General features: G+C 53.3%; 14 protein-coding genes. 5 read left to right on the plus strand and 9 right to left on the minus strand.

Annotated elements, in window-relative coordinates:
- Positions 1-31: 31 nt before the first annotated feature.
- Positions 32-2368 (minus strand): type I DNA topoisomerase, encoded by a 2337-nt coding sequence (gene topA / locus QTO31_RS18450; RefSeq protein WP_301430597.1) that lies wholly within the window; start codon positions 2366-2368, stop codon positions 32-34.
- 302 nt (positions 2369-2670) lie between these two features.
- Between topA and QTO31_RS18455 the strand changes: the two genes are divergently transcribed.
- The 5 genes from QTO31_RS18455 (at position 2671) to QTO31_RS18475 (ending at position 8569) form a co-directional block, all read left to right on the plus strand.
- Positions 2671-3171 (plus strand): ferritin, encoded by a 501-nt coding sequence (locus tag QTO31_RS18455; protein ID WP_301430598.1) that lies wholly within the window; start codon positions 2671-2673, stop codon positions 3169-3171.
- Positions 3172-3922: 751 nt separating this feature from the next.
- A complete protein-coding gene (locus tag QTO31_RS18460) occupies positions 3923-5167 on the plus strand; it encodes an SH3 domain-containing protein (protein ID WP_301430600.1) in 1245 nt (414 codons plus the stop codon).
- Positions 5164-6009 (plus strand): 3'-5' exonuclease, encoded by an 846-nt coding sequence (locus QTO31_RS18465; RefSeq protein WP_031459788.1) that lies wholly within the window; start codon positions 5164-5166, stop codon positions 6007-6009. The genes QTO31_RS18460 and QTO31_RS18465 overlap by 4 nt, the downstream gene beginning before the upstream one ends.
- Positions 6010-6459: 450 nt before the next feature.
- Complete coding sequence (gene rpoD / locus QTO31_RS18470) at positions 6460-7605, plus strand: RNA polymerase sigma factor RpoD (RefSeq protein WP_301430603.1); 1146 nt, start codon at positions 6460-6462, stop codon at positions 7603-7605.
- A 70-nt stretch (positions 7606-7675) separates the two neighbouring features.
- A complete protein-coding gene (locus QTO31_RS18475; protein ID WP_301430604.1) occupies positions 7676-8569 on the plus strand; it encodes a DMT family transporter in 894 nt (297 codons plus the stop codon).
- A gap of 176 nt (positions 8570-8745) precedes the next feature.
- Here QTO31_RS18475 and QTO31_RS18480 read toward each other — a convergent pair whose 3' ends face one another.
- The 8 genes from QTO31_RS18480 to QTO31_RS18515 form a co-directional block, all read right to left on the minus strand.
- The gene (locus QTO31_RS18480) at positions 8746-9549 is read right to left on the minus strand and encodes a slipin family protein (protein WP_031459179.1); all 804 of its coding nucleotides are present in this window, start codon (positions 9547-9549) and stop codon (positions 8746-8748) included.
- Between the two features lie 51 nt (positions 9550-9600).
- A complete protein-coding gene (locus tag QTO31_RS18485; RefSeq protein WP_301430606.1) occupies positions 9601-11010 on the minus strand; it encodes an NfeD family protein in 1410 nt (469 codons plus the stop codon).
- A 178-nt stretch (positions 11011-11188) separates the two neighbouring features.
- The gene (locus QTO31_RS18490) at positions 11189-11401 is read right to left on the minus strand and encodes a DUF951 domain-containing protein (RefSeq protein ID WP_236631165.1); all 213 of its coding nucleotides are present in this window, start codon (positions 11399-11401) and stop codon (positions 11189-11191) included.
- On the minus strand, positions 11391-12593 hold the full coding sequence (mazG, locus tag QTO31_RS18495; RefSeq protein WP_301430609.1) for a nucleoside triphosphate pyrophosphohydrolase: 1203 nt from the start codon (positions 12591-12593) through the stop codon (positions 11391-11393). The genes QTO31_RS18490 and mazG overlap by 11 nt, the downstream gene beginning before the upstream one ends.
- Complete coding sequence (locus tag QTO31_RS18500) at positions 12590-13498, minus strand: peptidylprolyl isomerase (protein ID WP_031459183.1); 909 nt, start codon at positions 13496-13498, stop codon at positions 12590-12592. Before QTO31_RS18500 ends, mazG begins: the two co-directional genes overlap by 4 nt.
- Positions 13499-13551: 53 nt before the next feature.
- Positions 13552-15375, minus strand: a complete 1824-nt coding sequence (lepA, locus tag QTO31_RS18505) for a translation elongation factor 4 (RefSeq protein WP_301430612.1) — start codon at positions 15373-15375, stop codon at positions 13552-13554.
- 153 nt (positions 15376-15528) lie between these two features.
- A complete protein-coding gene (locus QTO31_RS18510; RefSeq protein WP_301430613.1) occupies positions 15529-16467 on the minus strand; it encodes a diguanylate cyclase in 939 nt (312 codons plus the stop codon).
- Between the two features lie 42 nt (positions 16468-16509).
- Entirely contained in the window at positions 16510-19371 is a 2862-nt protein-coding gene (locus QTO31_RS18515; RefSeq protein ID WP_301430614.1) for a PAS domain S-box protein, read from the minus strand.
- Between the last annotated feature and the right edge of the window lie 2 nt (positions 19372-19373).

The following is a 19373-nucleotide window of genomic DNA, read 5'->3' on the forward strand; positions in this document are numbered from 1 at the left end:
AGGGGCAGCCGTGCAGGCTGCCCTATGCGTTTCATGCAATCTTGCGCGAGCGCTTCGTCGAACGTGAAGGTGTCGGTGCAGACGATTCCTCTTTAGGTTCAGCCGATTCTGTCAATGGTGCTCCCGCCTGAGCCTCATCGAGCGAATTAGTAATGTAGTCACACTTTGGATAGCGCGCACAGCCATAGAATGGGCGTCCAAACTTACCTCGCCGCCGCAACAATTCTCCTTCACCACACTTCGGGCAGATCACGCCAGTCGGTTCGGGAAGTGGTACCGGCTTCCCATCACGACCAATCCGACGTGTATTGGTGCACTCAGGATACCCCGAACAACCGAGGAAGGGGCCGAAGCGGCTCTTCTTCACTACCATTGGTCGCCCGCAGACATTACACAACACATCACTGGTTTCAGGGGCGCTGGTCTTGTCGATAACAATCTGACCATTCTCATCACGGTGAAAATTACTGGTAAAGTCGCACAATTCACCTTCGCCATCGCGATTGTAGCGTGAACAGGCCAGAAACTCACCGTTACGCCCAAAACGGATCACCAGCTTTGCCTGACCACACTTCGGGCAATCGAGATCGGTCACAATCTCTTCGCGTTTGACATTGCGCATCTGGTGCTGAGCCAACTCAAGTGTGGATCGGAATGGGCCATAGAATTCTCGCAAGACCGGCACCCACTTCTTTGAACCTTCAGCAATATCGTCAAGTTGTTGCTCGAGCGCCGAGGTAAAATCGTAGTCAACGATATTCCCGAAGTGCTCAACCAGCAGGTCGGTAACAATGCGTCCCAGGGTAGTGGGAATCAGCTTCTTGTCAACCATCTCGACGTATTCACGCTCCTGGATGGTCGAGAGGATCGTCGCATACGTACTGGGACGACCAATCCCCAGCCGTTCCAATTCTTTCACCAAACTGGCTTCAGTATACCGAGGCGGCGGTTCGGTGAAGTGCTGAAGCGGCAACAGTTCAACCAGTTGCAGCATTTCACCTTCGGTCAACGGCGGCAGACGGCGTTCACTGTCCTCATCTTCTTCGCCTTCATCGAGACTAACGTTATAAACGGCGAGAAAGCCGGGAAACTTGAGCACCGATCCGGTGGCCCGGAAGAGATACGCCGGTGCATTGGCAATCACCGGTGATGCTGCAATATCAACGGTCGTGCTATCGAACACCGCCGGTGCCATTTGCGAGGCAATAAACCGCTTCCAGATCAGATCGTAAAGTCGCCATAGATCACGTTCGAGCTTTTCGCTCAACAGCTCTGGCAAACGAGCACTGCTGGTCGGACGAATCGCCTCGTGTGCCTCTTGCGCACCTTTCGCCTTCGTCTTATACACCGGTGGTTGATCGGGCAGATATTCATTCCCAAAGCGCTGGGCGATAACTTCTCGTGCCTCCGCCTGTGCTTCTGCTGCTACCTGCACACTGTCGGTTCGCATATATGTGATGAGTCCAACGATACCGTCCTCACCACCAATATCGACCCCTTCGTACAGACGCTGGGCCAGCATCATGGTCTTCTTGGCACTGAAACCCAATTTACGCGCCGCCTCCTGTTGCAGGGTACTGGTGGTAAAGGGCGGAGGCGGAGTACGCCGCTTATCGCGGCGTGTCACACGAGCAACGGTAAAGGTTGCGCCGTGAAGTTCGGAAACAATCTCTTCGGCTTGCTCGCGACGCTCAATGGAGAACTTCTCCAGCTTCTTCCCACCACGCTCAATTAAGACTGCCCGAAAGAGATCACGCGGCGCAATCCCACCTTCCTTGAGCAGATCGGCTTCGATAGTCCAGTATTCCTGCGGTTGAAAACGCTCGATTTCACGTTCCCGCTCGACAATCAGCCGTACTGCTACCGATTGCACCCGACCGGCGCTCAATCCACGCTTAACTTTATCCCATAGCAACGGACTTAATTGATAGCCGACCAGCCGATCAAGAACACGGCGTGCCTGTTGCGCCTCAACCAGATTCTGATTGATCTGGCGCGGCTGTTGTAATGCCTGCTGCACCGCATTGCGGGTAATTTCTTGAAACACGACTCGATACACCGGAGTCTTTTTCGGGAGTTTTACTGCCTGCGTAATATGCCAGGCTATCGCCTCGCCTTCACGATCAGGATCGGTAGCCAGATACACTGCTTCGGCATTACGTACAACCTGGCTCAACTCGCTGACCACCTTCGGTTTCACAATCTCGTATGAAGGCGTAAAATCGTGCTCAATATCGATAGCAAGACCGCTTTTGGGCAAATCACGCACATGCCCCATACTAGAAGCGACCTTGTACCCTTTGCCCAGATATTTTTGAATCGTCCGTGCTTTTGCCGGCGACTCAACAATCACAACTTTGTCACCCATCGTGATTATTCCCGTGGTTGAAAGGCTTCTCAATCATACCAGCATTCTCTTCTGCTTTCGCACTATACGCGGCACGGGCCAGCTTGTCAAGAAAAAGTTTTATCAATAACCGCACAATCGGCGGTGGATGGGACCCCTAACCCGCGTGCTGATGTCTCTACAATCGGTTCCACTCGCTCATCCCAAGTCAGAGATTGTCAGCCGTGCGCCCCTTCTCGGGCAAGAGAAGCATTTTTAGACACACGCCGCAGAAATAGGGTATCATACGATTACCGGTATTAGTTGTGAAAAGGAGACACACGATGCTTAGCGAAAAGATCCAACAGGCCCTGAACCGCCAGATCACCTACGAATATGCCGCCTCGTATACCTACCTGGCAATGGCGGCCTACTTTGAATCGCTCTCGCTGACCGGTTTCGCACACTGGTTCCGCGTTCAGAGTGAAGAGGAGCGCGAGCACGCCATCCGCTTCTTTGACTACGTTAACGACCGTGGTGGACGGGTTATCCTCAGCGCTATCGAAGAACCGCGGAACGAATATGCCTCCCCGCTCGATGCTTTCGAGCACGCCCTGGCCCATGAACAACGAGTGACGGCTTCGATCCACGCTATCTATGCCTTAGCCGTGCAAGAGAACGACTATGCGACCATGAGTATGCTGAAATGGTTTATCGATGAGCAAGTTGAAGAAGAGAAGAACGCCGACGAGATTATTCAACACCTCAAACTGATTGGGAACGATGGTGTCGGCCTGCTGATGCTCGATCGCAAATTAGCCGAACGACAAGAGGAAGAAGAATAGCAGGTATCTACGACGATCCCTAACCGACATCGCTTGCTGGGGGTAGGAGTTTTCAGCGTTCTCAGCTTTTGGTCACATTCGATGACCGGCCAGTGCCGCGGAGGGCACTCGCGAATATTCCGTGCCCGCTGCCAATGCCTCTCGACCGGCGTGGTCACCTGGGTGCGCGGGCCTCCGGCCCGCACCGTTTGGCCACATTCGATGACTGGCCAGGGCAGCGGAGGCCACTCGCGCCTATCCCGTGCCCACTGCCAACGCCCCCCGACCGGCGTGGTCACCTGGGTGCGCGGGCCTCCGGCCCGCACCGTTTGGTCACATTCGATGACTGGCCAGGGCAGCGGAGGCCACTCGCGAATATTCCGTGCCCGCTGCCAATGCCTCTCGACCGGCGTGGTCACCTGGGTGCGCGGGCCTACAGCCCACATCATGCGAGGTGCAGAAATCCATTGCTTGGTACATCAGCCAACATTCCTCTTCCCTTCCCCTTCCCCCGCAAGCGGGGGTGAACCCGTCTCGACAATACGCTAACAAGCATGATCGGCAAGCCAACAAGAGGTTGGGCAGAACACCATCGAAACGGAAACCCGCCTCTCCTGCGCACGTTTCTCCTCTCTTTGCCCTCCCCTCTCCCTTCACCTCTGCTAGATCGGGTGAAAACGTTGAACAATCCCAAGCAAAGACTCCCTCAGTTGCAGATAGAGCGAGATTCGCATATTATAAGCATTTGAAGCGCTTGTAATCGAGGTTGCTCATGCAAACAACGCTTAACCAGATACCAACACCACTCGCCATTGGGTTGATCATTCTCGGCATCGTCATTATTCTGTTGGTTGTGCTGATTGTGCGGCGGCGGCGTGCATCACAGGCACTTCCTCCTGCGCCGGAAACTCCGCCACCAACAAAGATCGACTACACCGCCATCCCGCTCGAAGAACCGCAAAGCTGGCAGGATCGGTTGCGTAACCTCTCCCTGGCAGCGAAGCTACTCTTCATCCTGATCCCAATTTTGCTCTGTATGGGGATCGGCATTCTAGTATTGAGTCTGAGTAATGATCAGACTGCTGCACCACCACCCACACCGACCCCATCACCCATACCGGTTACGCTCACCATTGAAGATGCAACCATTGTCCGCGCCAACCCACTAACCTTAAGTGTGCGTGTACGCAGCACCGGCCTACCCGATAACACCGAATTGCAGGTTGAACTACGCGCCGATGGTCAACCGCTGCGCTGGTTCGATCCAGCAAGGAGAATCCAAATTCGTCGTGATCGTGGTGATTTCCGTGAAGCAAAACTTCCTGATGGCGATCCAACGCCAGAAGGCCGAAAGTATACCGTTGTTGTCACGACTCCCGACGGTAGCCTCAGCGCCGAAGCTGAACTGGAAGTGTTGCCAACCTTTGCCGCTGCGTTTTACGGTACTGAGCCAACGCCCTCTCCTTCGCCAACGCTGTTGGCAACCGCAACCCCCACCGTAATCGCTGTCCAGGAAACTCCGACGCCACTGCCACCAACGGCCACACCTACACCGACGCTGCCAACCGGACAACGGGTAGCAGTGACCAACGGTGGTAATGTGCGGAAGCTTCCCTACACTGGCGTGAACAACGTGATTGGTGGCATTAACGCTGGCGAAGAGGTGCAGATTCTGGCCCGTACTCCCAACGCCCTCTGGTATTATGTACGAACTGTGCGGGACGAGGTGGGTTGGGTCAGTAGAACGCTGATTGCCGTCACTGATCTGATCGCCGCCGAGACACCGGTTGCCAACGTGGTAAGCGTCTTTGATAACGGCTCGATCTACCTGGCAGCCGATACGGGTAGCGCGGTAATTGATCAAGTCAACCCGCCGGAGGTTGTTGAGCTGTTTGAGCGCACCGCCGATGGTACATGGTATCGAGTACGAACAGTCCGTGACCGTGAGGGTTGGGTGCAGGCTTCTCTGCTTGGCATTCCCGATGATGTAGCTGCACAGGTGCCAGTAGTGAAATGATCGCGTCTTACTTGCAACAACCGATCAGCGAGCTGCCTTTACTCTTTTTCGATGTCGAAACTACCGGTCTCGATATTCGAGCCGGTCATCGCATCTGTGAGATTGCTATGCTCCGCTACGAGCATGGCAACGAAGCAGGTTCGCTGAATACGTTAATCAACCCTGAGCGTGAACTCGATCCGCAGGCAGCTCAGATCAATGGCCTGCGACCTGAAGACCTGTACCAGGCGCCAAGGTTTGCCGAGATTGCGCCACACGTTATCACCCTTAATCAAAACGCGGTACGTATTGCCCATAATCTCCCCTTTGATGAGTCTTTTCTCAATATGGAACTGACTCAGGCCGGTTATCCGCCCCTCACCGGCCCGGCGCTTGACACGCTCGAACTGGCACGTCGTCTTGGGATGCGTCGTGGTTCACTCAGCCTGAAAGCACTGGCAACTAACCTTGATCTCCCTGTGCCCACCCATCGAGCGATGGAGGATGTATTGACTCTTCAAGCTCTCTTTCATCGCCTCGTGAACGAGATGGCCCATATTGGCGTCGTCACCCTGGGCGACGCCCTCCGCTTTGCCCGCGGATTACTCCCTGGTCAACCAGAACCAGAAGTACCCGCTCCACTCGCCGCTGCGCTGGCCAACGGCGCCACGTTGCGCATTATCTACACCTCAAATAGCAGCCCGCAACCCATCGAACGTCGCATTCGCCCTATCGAGCTAACGGTTGAGCCAAACGGGCCAAGCGTGCGCGCTTTCTGCTACTTACGGAACGATATTCGCAACTTTTCACTTGCAAAAATTAGCGCATATCTGCCTGATACTGAAGAAGATGCCACGTTATAACAGCTCACATTCGAGCTGACGGTGCGGTATAGCGGAAACCGCCAGCGAGCATCGCAAGCTTGCACACCCTGGCACTATTTTTATCTTTTACCAACTTTCTCACAGAATCGGCCAAAAGAGGGGTTGACTCTGGTATACCAACAGTGCTATAGTAGCTTTAGTTACGTCTAATGGGGTGCCACGTCTGCGTCCCTCTATCGCGGTGACAGCTTGGGGTTTGAGGGTGTGCTCTCGACCCCATCTCTTTGCCGAAGCAACAGAGTGTACGCGACGTGAAAGGCCTGGCGTTTTAGACGAGTCGCTGAGGCCTTTCAATATTCCTCAAGACGAATCGATTACTGTAGCCCGCCGTCAAACTGACGGCCTAGCGATGGTTGTCAGCCCATCTGACGCCATCAACAGAGCACTGGTTGAACGATGTTGAGCAAAGCCACACCGGAGTCAGAGGCAATGATCGAGCAACTGCTCGCCACAGCTCGCGTGCGGGGATACATTACGCACGCCGACATTCTCGCCACCTTCCCCAATCCAGAGCACGATATTGCCGATATCGATCAGCTCTATGCGATGTTGCAGGCCGAAGGGATCAAAGTTATCGAGTCGAGTGATGAACTTGAAGGACCAAACGAGTTTGAGCCAGACTCAGATGTTGATTTGATCGCCGATTTGCCCGATCTGGGTGAGATTGCATTTGATGATCCGGTTCGGATGTATTTGCAGGAAATCGGGCAAGTACCTTTGTTGACTGCTGAGCAAGAAGTTGAACTGGCAAAAGCGATGGAGGCAGGTGCGATTGCCCGCCAACGCCTTGATCGCGAAGAGTACTCTTCAGCACGAGAACGTTTTGAACTAGAACGTGCAGTCCAACAGGGGCAAGATGCTCGCCATCATCTGATTCAGGCTAATTTGCGCCTGGTTGTGAGTATTGCGAAGAAGTACACTTCTTATGGCCTGACGATGATGGATTTGGTGCAAGAGGGAAATATCGGCCTGATGCGGGCTGTCGAGAAATTCGACTACAAGAAGGGTCATAAATTTAGCACTTATGCAACCTGGTGGATCCGTCAGGCGATTACCCGTGCCATTGCCGATCAGAGCCGTACTATTCGTCTGCCTGTTCATATGGGTGAGGCCATTAGTCAGGTGAAACGTATGTCGCATCGTCTCCAGCAGACGATGCAGCGCGAACCCACACCTGAAGAGATCGCCGATGCGATGGGTATTTCCGCCGGAAAAGTACGCCGCACGCTCGAAGCCAGTATGCACCCGCTCTCGCTTGAAATGCCGGTTGGGCAGGAAGGTGAGGGGCGCATGGGCGATTTCATTGAGGATGATCGCATCTCGACCCCGGCTGAAGCAGCGGCTGCCTCTCTGCTGCGTGAGCAGCTTGAAGAGGTGCTGATGAAACTTCCTGAACGTGAGCGCAAGATTATTCAATTGCGCTACGGCCTCAAAGATGGCCGCTACCGTACCCTCGAAGAGGTCGGTATGGAGTTTGGGATTACTCGCGAGCGGATTCGGCAGATCGAAGCCGTTGCTTTGCGTAAGCTGCGCCATCCTCACTTAGGGAAGAAACTCCGCGGCTATCTCGATTAACCTGTTCGGGTGCGCATCGTCTTAGCCCCCGTGTACGGCACGGGGGCTATGTGTGTAAATAAGTTGTGCTATGCACCGTCTTGATGAGACTCAGCGTCCGCTCGATGTGGCGATGGTCGTTGCTGCTGCTCTCTCTTGGGGAACGATTGGGGTTGCAGTTGGCTGGTTGTATCGCCTGACCGAGACTACCTCACTCTCAATAGGTTTTTTACGGCTGCTCCTCTCGGCGCCGGTATTGCTGATAACGGCCCGACTGCTTGCCGGTCAACGAGCGTTTCGCATTAAACCTCACCATCGCTTAACACTGGGTCTGATCGGAGGCGCATTCGCTGGTTACCAGGTCGCCTATTTTGCTGCCATCCCGTACCTCGGTGTCGCAGCAGCAGTATTGATCAACATTTGTAGTGCACCGATCTTCACTGCGCTGCTGGCGCGGATCTTTCTCGGTGAGCATCTACGCCCCAAGACATGGCTGGCAATCTCTGGTGCGGTCATCGGAGCCGGTCTTCTCGTCGGAGGTACGCCTCAGGTAGCCTCAACAGCCGACCTCCTGATTGGTACTGCCCTGGCACTGACAGCCGGCTTTTCGTACAGCCTGGTGATCCTCGGTGCACGCATGATCGCTGCGGAATACCATCCGGTAGTACCGGTCGCTCTGTCGTTTACCCTTGGTGCTTTTCTGCTCATGCCTGCGGCGCTCGCTAGCGGACTGGTCGTCGATTATCCGTTGCAGGGCTGGATGCTCATCATCTATCTCAGTATCGTGCCAACGGCGATTGCCTACGCGCTATACGTGCGAGGAATGCGCAGTGTCCGGGCGACCACTGCCGCTACAATCACCCTGCTTGAACCGCTTGGTTCTGCACTACTGGCGATTGTTTTGCTTGGTGAGCGATTTACGGCTTTCGGAGTAGTCGGTGCCACCCTGCTCATCGTTAGCATTGCGGTAATTGCCCGTCAGTAGAAGGTGAGAAAGACCTTTTCGCCACTGCACCCACGATCAACCTAGCGGCTATCGTATTGACGGTAGGGGCGAAAAATTTTTTGCCCCTACCGTCGTTCCCACGGCGCCACCCGCATTGCCCGCATCGATCCCCGCTGTCGTCCCCACGGCGCTGACCGCATCGCCCGCATTGACCCTTAATCGTCCCGTACTGCCTTTCGCGCATCGCTGTCTGGTGTGTTGGTTGCCGAAAAGAAGGTCTTGAGCATATCGATTGGTAATGGGAAAACAATCGTACTGTTCTTCTCGGTGGCGATCTCGGTCAGGGTCTGCAAATAGCGTAGTTGCAACGTCACCGGCTCACTGGCCAATATGTGCGCAGCCTCGGCCAGCGTGCGCGAGGCCTGCAATTCACCATCGGCGTGAATCAGCTTCGCCCGCTTTTCACGCTCGGCCTCAGCCTGACGAGCCATCGCTCGTTGCATGTTCTGCGGCAGCTCAACATCCTTTACTTCCACAATCGTGACTTTAATCCCCCACGGTTCGGTCTGCTCATCGATGATCTGCTGTAACTTCTGATTGATCTTCTCGCGCTGGGCCAGCAACTCATCTAATTCAACCTGACCAACGACACTGCGCAGAGTGGTCTGAGCGATCTGCATCGTCGCCCGGATATAGTCCATCACCTTTGTCACTGCCCAGTTTGGATTAATGACCTGGAAGTAAAGAACTGCATTGACCTTGATGGTCACGTTGTCGAGTGTAATCACTTCCTGAACCGGGACATCCATCGTGATGACACGCATATCCACCCGTACCATTCGTTCAAAGACTGGGATTACAAAAAAGATACCAGGTCCACGCGGTCCCATCAGCCGCCCCAATCGAAAGATCACCCCACGCTCGTATTCTGGAACGATCTTGATCGCCGACAATAAGATCATCAGCGCAATGAAAGCGAGAACCGCCAGACATGCCAACAGAAAGAACGTTGCCCCCATGAGACTGCTCCTTTCCGAACAGATGACAACTAACCGGTGGCCTACAACCCTTTAGGATGTCTGCACGGATGACTCTTGAGGATCGATCCGCCTCACAGTTAACCGCAAGGCATAGATTCCGGTCACCCGCACATATTCACCTTCTTCGGCAACTCCATTTTCGCATACCGCCCGCCAGAGTGCACCTTCGACAAACACCATTCCCTCTGGATCGAGACGCTTGCGCACCTCGGCCAACCGACCGATTAATACCTCTTGTCCGGTTACCACCGGACGATTCCGCGAACGTAATGCCAGCCAGATCCCACCGATGGCGAACAGCGCAATCAATAATGCTACCAGGATGATCGCCCATAGCGCTACTGCCACTCCAGGCGCCTGCGTTGAATCGAACAGGGTTAGCGAGCTGGCGATCATAACACCCACCCCGATGACCGTCAGCGTACCGTGCGATGGTACAAAGAGATCTGCCGCCACCAGACCAAAAGCGATGAGAATACCTAACACACTCAGCCATTGTACCGGCAGGGCAATCATACCAATGATTGCTCCTGCTAACAACAGTACTCCTAACCCCGCCAGGATGCCAACAGTTGGGCTGAGAAACTCAGCATAAAAAGCTAGCCCAGCCATAATCAGGAGGAGGAAGACCACCGTCGGGTTGGACAGGATCAATAACACTGCCTCGACCAGATATACTTCTATCACCCGTGGACGAACGCCGAGCGTAGACAGCGTGACCTGGGTGCCATCGCTCAGTGTAACTACCCGACCTTCTAGACGCTGGAGTAACTCGGTTAGATCACGTGCAACAATGTCGATGATCGGTGGATTTGTGGCGATAGCCTGACCGGCAGTAGCAATAAAACCGCTTCGCAAGGCCTGTTCCACCCAACTAACATTCCGTTGCCGCGCTGTTCCCCACGCCTCAAACTGCCGCAACTGTTCTTCCAACAGCAGATCTTGCGTTGGATCGCTCACACCAGTTGCCGGAACAAACAACGGTGTAGCGATACCAAACCGACTATCCGGCGCCATCGCGGCAATATGTGCAGCAGCCAACAGCCACACGCCGGCGGCACCAGCATCGTGACCGGTGGGGCTAATGTAGATGATGACCGGTACACGCGCCTCAGCAATCTCTCTAGCTAGCGCTCGTGCTTCTGCAACCACTGCTCCTTGCGGCGTCAGTTGTACTACTAGCGCCTGGGCATTCGCGGCTTCCGCTTCACGTAGCGCACGTCGGATATAACCGGCCGCATAGCTACTGAGGACGCCATCGTACTCAACCATGTAGAGCGATCGTACCGGTTGAGCGACGACTTCAGAAGCTATAATCAACCAGATCAGGCTAATGACAAGCAACCGAACCGAGGAGGTTATGAAACCTGGACAGGACCTGTAAGTAACATTTCGCCAGTAGTAGTATTCCATCATAAAATGTACAAAATCGATCTCCACGCGATACTGCCATCATACCGCGCCTATTGCCGACCGGCAAGCAACCTCGTTTGCACAGTGCAAAGGTACCGTTTAACCACTGAGCGAGGATGAGATACGCCTTATACCGTCGGATTGCTCCCAGGAATGTCAGTTCAGCATTGTTACATCAACCGTGCGTGCAATCACGCCATCTCGATCACGATTTGATCTCGGGCGTAATGAGACGCTTCATCCGTCGCTCTAGCTCAGCACGCGGTATCAAGACCCGACGCCCACATGTTTCACAACGCAATCCAATGTCAGCGCCAAGACGTACAACTCGCCAGGTATCGCCGCCACAAGCATGCGGTTTGCGCAATTGCACCACATCGTTGAACGAAAGCTGGATCGGCGAAGATTTATTGTTCACTTCCCATCACCTTTGCCTCTGTCCACCAGGCTAACATTTCCGTTAACGAACAATCTTGCAATGTACGTCCACTCTGTGCAGCCATTTGCTCTACCCACTGAAAGCGTTGTTTATAGCGCATATTAGCTTCACGCAGCGCAGTTTCAGCATCAATTCGGAGCCAGTGCGCCAGCGTTACCAGCGCAAAGAGGAGATCACCAAGCTCGGCCTGCCGGGCAGACATATCCATCGCCGTTCGCAGTTCTTGCAACTCTTCATCAACTTTTGCCCATACCTGATCGAGATGTTGCCACGTAAATCCGGCCTGGATGGCCTTCTGTGTCAGTGCCTGCGCCATCGCCAGTGCAGGTAACGCACTGGGTACACCATCAAGCGCACTATGCCGTATCTTTCCTTCTGTAAGCCGTTCTTGTGCTTTGAGTTGATGCCAGTTCTGCAAGACCTGTTGGGGATGATCGACCGTCGTGGTCGCAAAGACATGCGGATGACGGAATATCAGCTTATCAGCCACTCGTTGCACAACATCTTCGAGCGAAAAAGAACCTGCCTGACGCGCCATCTCGCTGTGCACAAGCACCTGTAAGAGAACATCTCCCAACTCTTCGCAGAGTGCGGTCATGTTGCCGGTATCAAGTGCTTCCAGCGCCTCATATACCTCCTCAAGCAAATGCTGACGCAAACTTTGATGCGTCTGCCGCACATCCCACGGACAACCATCAGGACCGAGCAGACGGGTAATCACCCAACGCAGCCGATCAAACCCACGCTGATCGTGAGGTAATGACAATGCAGGAACAATTACGCCAACCATTACACCATCTGGTAGGGGTGCGGACGCCAGCTCACTCAGCAGACAGGTATGAATTGTCTTGGTTGGTAGCGAGATAATCGTTAACGGATGATACAACGGATAACGTTCGCCTAATAGCGTTGCCAGCGCTGCACCGTTAAAGGCAGCGACCGATCCCCAGATGAATGCCGTTGTATGTGTAGCTAATGGGAAAGGAACCCGTGGCGGTTGATAGCTGCCTAAACCTTGTTGTTCAACCCAGGGTAGGACACGGCTTGCCGGTGCAACCGGCACTGTCTGCAAGACTTGCTCGATGGCGAAGACCTGAACTGCCGTCGGATCGATCAAACCATGCTCGATCACCACCTGAAATATAGCCTGGAACGATACTGATGAGTTCATGGTGTCTCAGGGAATGGGATAAGCAGGGTATCAGGATCGAAGCCAGCCGCAATTTGCAACTCGCCACTCAATTCTGCCTGACGACGCAACTCTTCATACCAGGGGATGAACGTCTCTTGATAGAACTGATTGGCATTACGGCGTGTACGCAACTCTTCAAACGAAGAAAAGGGACGCTGGTTTTCCCGTCCTAACACTTCCACAACGTGAAAACCAAACTCAGTCTGCACAATCTGAGGGGTGTTGAGGGGGATCGAAAAGATCGCCTCTTCAAACGGTGCGACAAACTCACCTCTTGGCGTCCATCCCAGATCACCACCCTGAGCAGCCGATGCCGTATCACGGGAACGTTTTGCGGCCAGGGTTGCAAAATCGGCGCCTGATTGCAGCTCGGCAAGCACCGCTTGTGCTGTCGCCTCATCAGCCACCAGAATATGGCGGACATGAGCCATATCAGCCCGTGTATGACGAGCAATCACTTCAAGAACAACCTGCTCACGGGCCAACAGACTACGCAAATCCTGTACTTCAGCCGGACTGGCATCGGCTGCCAGACGGTTGAAGACTGCTGCATCGAGCGCAATCGGATCAACCCCGATCCCGTGTTGGCGTGCATAATGCAACAGCAGCTCATTTTGAATCATTTGCTCGAAAATCTGACGACGCAGATCGTTCTCGACTACAATCTGCTCGATCTGCTCCCTGGTCTGACCCGCAGCGAGTGCGTTGGCGATGCCATCACCAATTGCCCGTCGTACCTCGGCATTTACATCGGCGAGGGTAAACAGCCGTGAACCAATACGAAAGACGACTGCCGAATCGGTATCGGCCCACCGCTGACCATTGACCGCACTCTGACAACCAACTAAGAGGAAGAGCGTAAATAACCAGATCAGACGATTCATTGACAGGTTCTCCTCCAACACAGGAAAGGGCAAGCAACTCGCAATCCCTTCAATTAGCGCTCACGCTCGTAACCCGATTCATGAAGCGACAGAATAGCCATAAAGGCCTCCTGAGGAATTTCCACACTTCCCACCATCTTCATGCGCTTTTTGCCTTCTTTTTGCTTTTCAAGCAATTTCCGTTTACGGGTCACATCACCGCCGTAACACTTTGCCAACACATCTTTCCGCAAGGCGCGAATCGTCTCGCGGGCAATCACCTTTGAACCAATGGCGGCCTGGATCGGTACTTCGAACATCTGACGCGGGATCAATTGGCGCAGCCGTTCAACGAGATCACGACCACGCTGATAGGCAAAATCACGATGCACAATCAGCGAGAGCGCATCAACCGGCTGACCATTAACCAGAATGTCCAGCTTTACCAGATCAGCTTCCTGATAACCGGCCAGATGATAATCGAGCGAGGCGTAACCTTGCGTCCGGCTCTTCAATTGATCGTAGAAATCAATCACGATTTCCGCCAGTGGCATACGGTACTTCAAGAGTACTCGCGTCGGATCAAGATAATCCATACTGATGAACGTACCACGACGGGTCGTCACCAACTCCATAATTGTGCCGATATAGCGCACCGGCGTAATTACGCTAATCTCAACGACCGGCTCTTCAATCGCTTCGATCCGTGACCGATCGGGCATTTCCGAAGGATTCGCGACAGTGATAATTTCACCGTCAGAAAGTAACACCTGATACTCGACGGACGGTGCAGTGATCAGCAAATCGAGCTTATATTCACGTTCGAGCCGTTCGCGCACAATCTCCATGTGTAACAAACCGAGAAAACCGCAGCGGAAGCCAAACCCTAGCGCTGCTGAACTTTCAGGTTGAAACGAGAGTGCAGCATCGTTGAGTTTCAAGCGTTCCAACGCTTCCCGCAATTCAGGGTAGGCATTCGAGTCAATAGGATACAAACCGGCAAAGACCATCGGCTTGGCCGGGCGATAACCGGGTAGTGGCTCAGCCGCCGGCGCATCGGCCAGCGTGATCGTATCGCCAACCTGACAATCAGCAACACTTTTCAAACCGGTGGCAATATAGCCCACTTCGCCGGCAACCAATTCATTAAGTGGGGTCATTGCCGGGCGGAAAATACCAATCTCAAGCGTTTCAGCCTGCGCACCGGTACCCATAAAGTGTACCCGATCACGCACCCTGAAAACTCCGTCTACCACCCGCACGTAGGCAATCACCCCTTTGTAAGGATCGTAGTGCGAGTCAAAAATCAAGGCCCGTGCCGGTTGCTGACGCTGTCCCCGTGGCGGCGGAATCCGCCGAACGATTGCCTCGAGAATCTCGGTAATTCCGATCCCCTCTTTTGCCGAGGCCAGAATTGCCTCTTCAGCCGGAATTCCGATCACCGACTCAATTTCTTGCGCCACCTCTTCTGGATGCGCACCGGGGAGATCGATCTTATTCACTACTGGAATAATGACCAGATCATTTTCTAGCGCCAGATAGGTATTGGCGAGCGTTTGCGCTTCGATGCCTTGCGACGCATCAACGACGAGCAGTGCACCTTCGCAGGCAGCCAGCGAGCGGTTCACTTCATAGCTAAAATCGACGTGCCCGGGCGTATCGATCAGATTAAGCTGGTAAAGTTGACCATCAGCGGCACGATATTCCATGCGCACCGGCTTCAACTTGATCGTGATACCCTTCTCACGCTCAAGATCGAGCGAGTCGAGGAGTTGCTCACGCTGTTCACGCTCGCTAATCGTGCGCGTCACTTCGAGAAGTCGATCACTCAGCGTCGTTTTGCCGTGATCGACGTGGGCAATGATGCTGAAATTACGGATGTATAGTTGATCTGACATGAGTACTCTAATCGGCGACTAGTCCGCAGCATATCCTTATCGTCTCTGATTAGCAGTATACCATAGCCGCGCCGTTAGCGTCAGTTCTACAATACAACACCCAATCGCGTTGACGGGTAAAGGAGAAACTTCCCCTCACTACCGGCACGTGTGCTACACCCCCACCACACAATTGCGCCCCTGTTGCTTAGCCACGTACAACGCCTGATCGGCGCGGTCGATCAGACGTTCAATCGTCGTATCTGCCGGTTGTCGTCCTGCGATCCCGATACTGATCGTAACTGAAACATCACCTTTATCGGTATGGATGACCAAACCGCCAATAGTAGTGCGTAACCGCTCGGCCATAATCAGACCAGCAGCGGTATCGGTATTCGGCAACAAGAGAATAAACTCTTCGCCGCCAAAACGACCGACACAATCTGTTGTCCGGATCTGATGGGCAATTGTCTGTGCGACCGAACGCAATACCTGATCTCCGATCAGATGACCATAGCGATCGTTGATCTGTTTAAAATGATCAACGTCGATCATCCCAACCGCCAATGATCGCTCATAGCGCGTTGCAATTGCGAATTCGCGCACTGCCACTTCGTAGAAATAACTACGATTGTAAACCCCGGTGAGCCAGTCGATCCGCGCCAGTTCTGCTTCACGGGCCAATGCTCGCTGTAACTCGCGATTAGCCTCCTCAAGCGCAGCCCGCGCCTGCGCTAACGCCAGATGCGTTCGGACCCGAGCTAACACCTCTAAGGGTTGAAATGGTTTGGTGATATAGTCTACACCACCACATTCAAACGCCCGTACTTTGTCCTCCACATCATCCAATGCACTAATAAAAATAACCGGAATCTGACTCGTTTCTGGATCGGCTTTCAGTTGTTGACAGACTGCATAACCGTCCATATCCGGCATCCGAATGTCTAGCAGGATGAGATCAGGGTGAAGAGTACGGGCTACCACCAACGTCATTGCACCGTGGGTCACTGGACGCACATCATACGATTGAGCCTGCAGGAGCTGCGTTAGCAACAAGAGATTTGCCGGGGTATCGTCAACGATCAAAATGGTGGGCGCACGATTACTGGTCATGAGTTTCTAACGGTATAAACTTCTGTGCATAGTTACCTATTACTATACACGAGAATCCCTCGCCTGAGAAGCAAGGATCGCATCAACCCATTCGATCAAGGCCTGGTAGTTAAAGGTTTCAAGCCAGTGCCACAACCGACGCGCATCATCGGGTCGGGCCGACTCGATGTCGGTGATAAGCTGCTGCAAACGTGAAAAATGGGCTTCGACAGCAGCCTGTCGTACCGCCAGACACCACTCGCGATCATACCCGCAATCATCGCCAACACCATTCGGCAATGTTGTCATCTGAGGTACAACTTCATCAAACTGCACATGCAGATACTGCTCGATGATCCGAATCACATCATATTCGCGAAACGGTTTCGCAATGAACTCATCGCAACCTGACTCAATTGCGGTCGTTGGCGTATCACTAAGGACATTCGCCGACAAAGCAATCATCACCGGTCGCATCAGCCCTGGTTCGTTATGACAGGCGGTGCGAATCTGTTGAGCGACGGCCAGACCGTTGATCCGCGTCCGATCAACGTCAAGCCAGATCATGTGGGGTTGCCAGGAACGCCACATCGTAAGCAATGTTTGCTCATCTGCTACCGATTGTACGACGAAGCCTAGCCGGTGGAGGAGAGTAACTAACAGTAACGCACTGGCTGGAATGTCATCGGCTACCAGCATGCGATACACCGGCTGATCGGCTCGTACCCGGATGACGCGCCGACTTTCGTGCTGAGCAGGTAACGAAAGCGGTGTTGTAATCGGTGTGCGTAACGGTAATGTCAGTGTAAAGCGAGCACCACACCCCTCGCCTGCACTGTATACAGAGAGATTGCCGCCGATGACACGAGCCAGTTCGTAGCTGATGCTCAAACCGAGACCGGCTCCTCTGTTTGAACTATTACTGACAGCCTGGTATCCCTGGAAAAAGGGACGAAACAGATATGGCTGTTCGAGTGGTGGAATACCAGCACCAGTATCTTCAACGATAAACAGAATCTGTTGCTGCGACCGCTCGACCTGGAGTTTCACAACCCCGACTTCGGTAAATTTGATCGCATTTTCCAGTAAATTGATCAGAATCTGACGTATTTTGGCTTCATCATTCAGGATAATTCGCGGTACTTCTTCAGCACAGGTCACGATGAACTGCAACTGTTTTGCTTCGATTCTCGGCCAAAATAATGACTGAAGATCGGCCAATAACCTGCGAGCATCAACCGGCGCAGGGGTAAATGTGTAGCGTCCAGCCTCAATCTTTGCCAGATCAAGGACTTCATTGATTAAGTGCAGCAGATGTTCACCGTTTCGATTAATAATGTCGAGATATTCCCGTTGGGTTGCGGTCAACTCACCATCATTACTCAACAAATGAGCAAAGCCAAGCACCGCATGGAGGGGAGTTCGTAGTTCGTGACTGACATTAGCCAGAAAGGCACTCTTCGCCCGATTGGCCGCTTCGGCCTGCTGACGAGCCAGGCGTAGCTCGATTTCTGCCTGTTTACGGGCAGTAATATCACGCGCCACACCTAATACCATCAATCGGTTATCCTCATCACGAACAAACGTAGTAACGATCTCCGCCTGCACCTCGTGCCCATCGCGATGGATCAACTCGATCTCGGCGACCCACGGCGGTGCTGTGGTCAGTTCTCCCTGCCACTCGTGGAGCATATAGTGCAGCGCCGATAGCACTTGCTGCGCTGAGGAAGGGGTTAAGAGATCGGTGATCGAAACGGCCATTGCTTCGGTTACGGAGTACCCAGTTAACTTTTGTACCGACGGACTAAAAAACGTGAACCGTTCCTGCACTGGATCAAATAACCAGATTACATCTGACGTATTCTCAGCAATGAGCCGATAGCGAGCATCACTGCGTCGTAATGCTTCCTCGATCTGTTTCCGTTCAGTAATATCGTGAACAATACTGATTGCATGGGGTACACCAGCAATCATCACCTTTCGCGAAGAAAGGAGACAGGTACGAAATGTCCCATCGCGTCGCCGAAATTCAAACTCAAGGCCCGAACACGAACCTTCGCGCCACATCAACTCAGCCCAGCGTTGGCGATCCTCCGGCGAACGCCAGATATTCAGCTTCAGTCCATCCTTCCCCAGCGCTTCCTCTGCACTGTATCCGCTGATTTCAGTGAAACCTTGATTAACCTTCATAAAAGCACCGTCGGTCAGGCGTGACAACAACACCGCATCGGGCTGTGCAGCAAAAATTAATTCAAGCTGCTGTGCGGCCTCACGCTGTTTGACGATCAATTCCTGATTGACCAATAAAATAAGGCCGAATGTCCACAGGGTCGTTGTAGCAATAGCCGTGAGATAGGTTGCCGTCTGCCACGGTGCTGATACGATCAACCAGTTCGCTTCGGTCATTGTAGCGATACCACGAATGACAAAGAAGATAGTATTTGCAACAAACACAATGAGCAAGAATAGCACGGTTAATCGATAATCAGTGTGCAATTCATGATGCAAGCGCACGGCGATGAGGATGGATAATACACTTACCACAACCGAAAAGAGAATCCGACGTAGAGGCGGTACATCACCGGTAAAAGCCAGCACAATATTGGCGATGAATATGAGCAAACCGATCACAATGAACCGGCGTGGATCATCATTGTCACCAAAGAAACGGCGTATGCCATAATAGAGTATGAGCATCCCGTTTCCCACCATGGCATTACTGATCGCGTGGAGCCACAGCGGTAGTGATATAACATCCCGCATAGTGGTTAGGATGAGACCAAGCGCCAGCGACCCCATTCCTGCCGCCCACCATCGTAAACCAACACGCTCACGGTTCGCTACGGCCAGGCCAACCAGTGCCATACACTGCAACACATTTGCCAGATTAAGCGCAATTGATAAGGTCAGAAGATCAACGGTCATTG

It is taken from the genome of Chloroflexus sp. MS-CIW-1, assembly GCF_030444705.1.
GTDB lineage: Bacteria > Chloroflexota > Chloroflexia > Chloroflexales > Chloroflexaceae > Chloroflexus.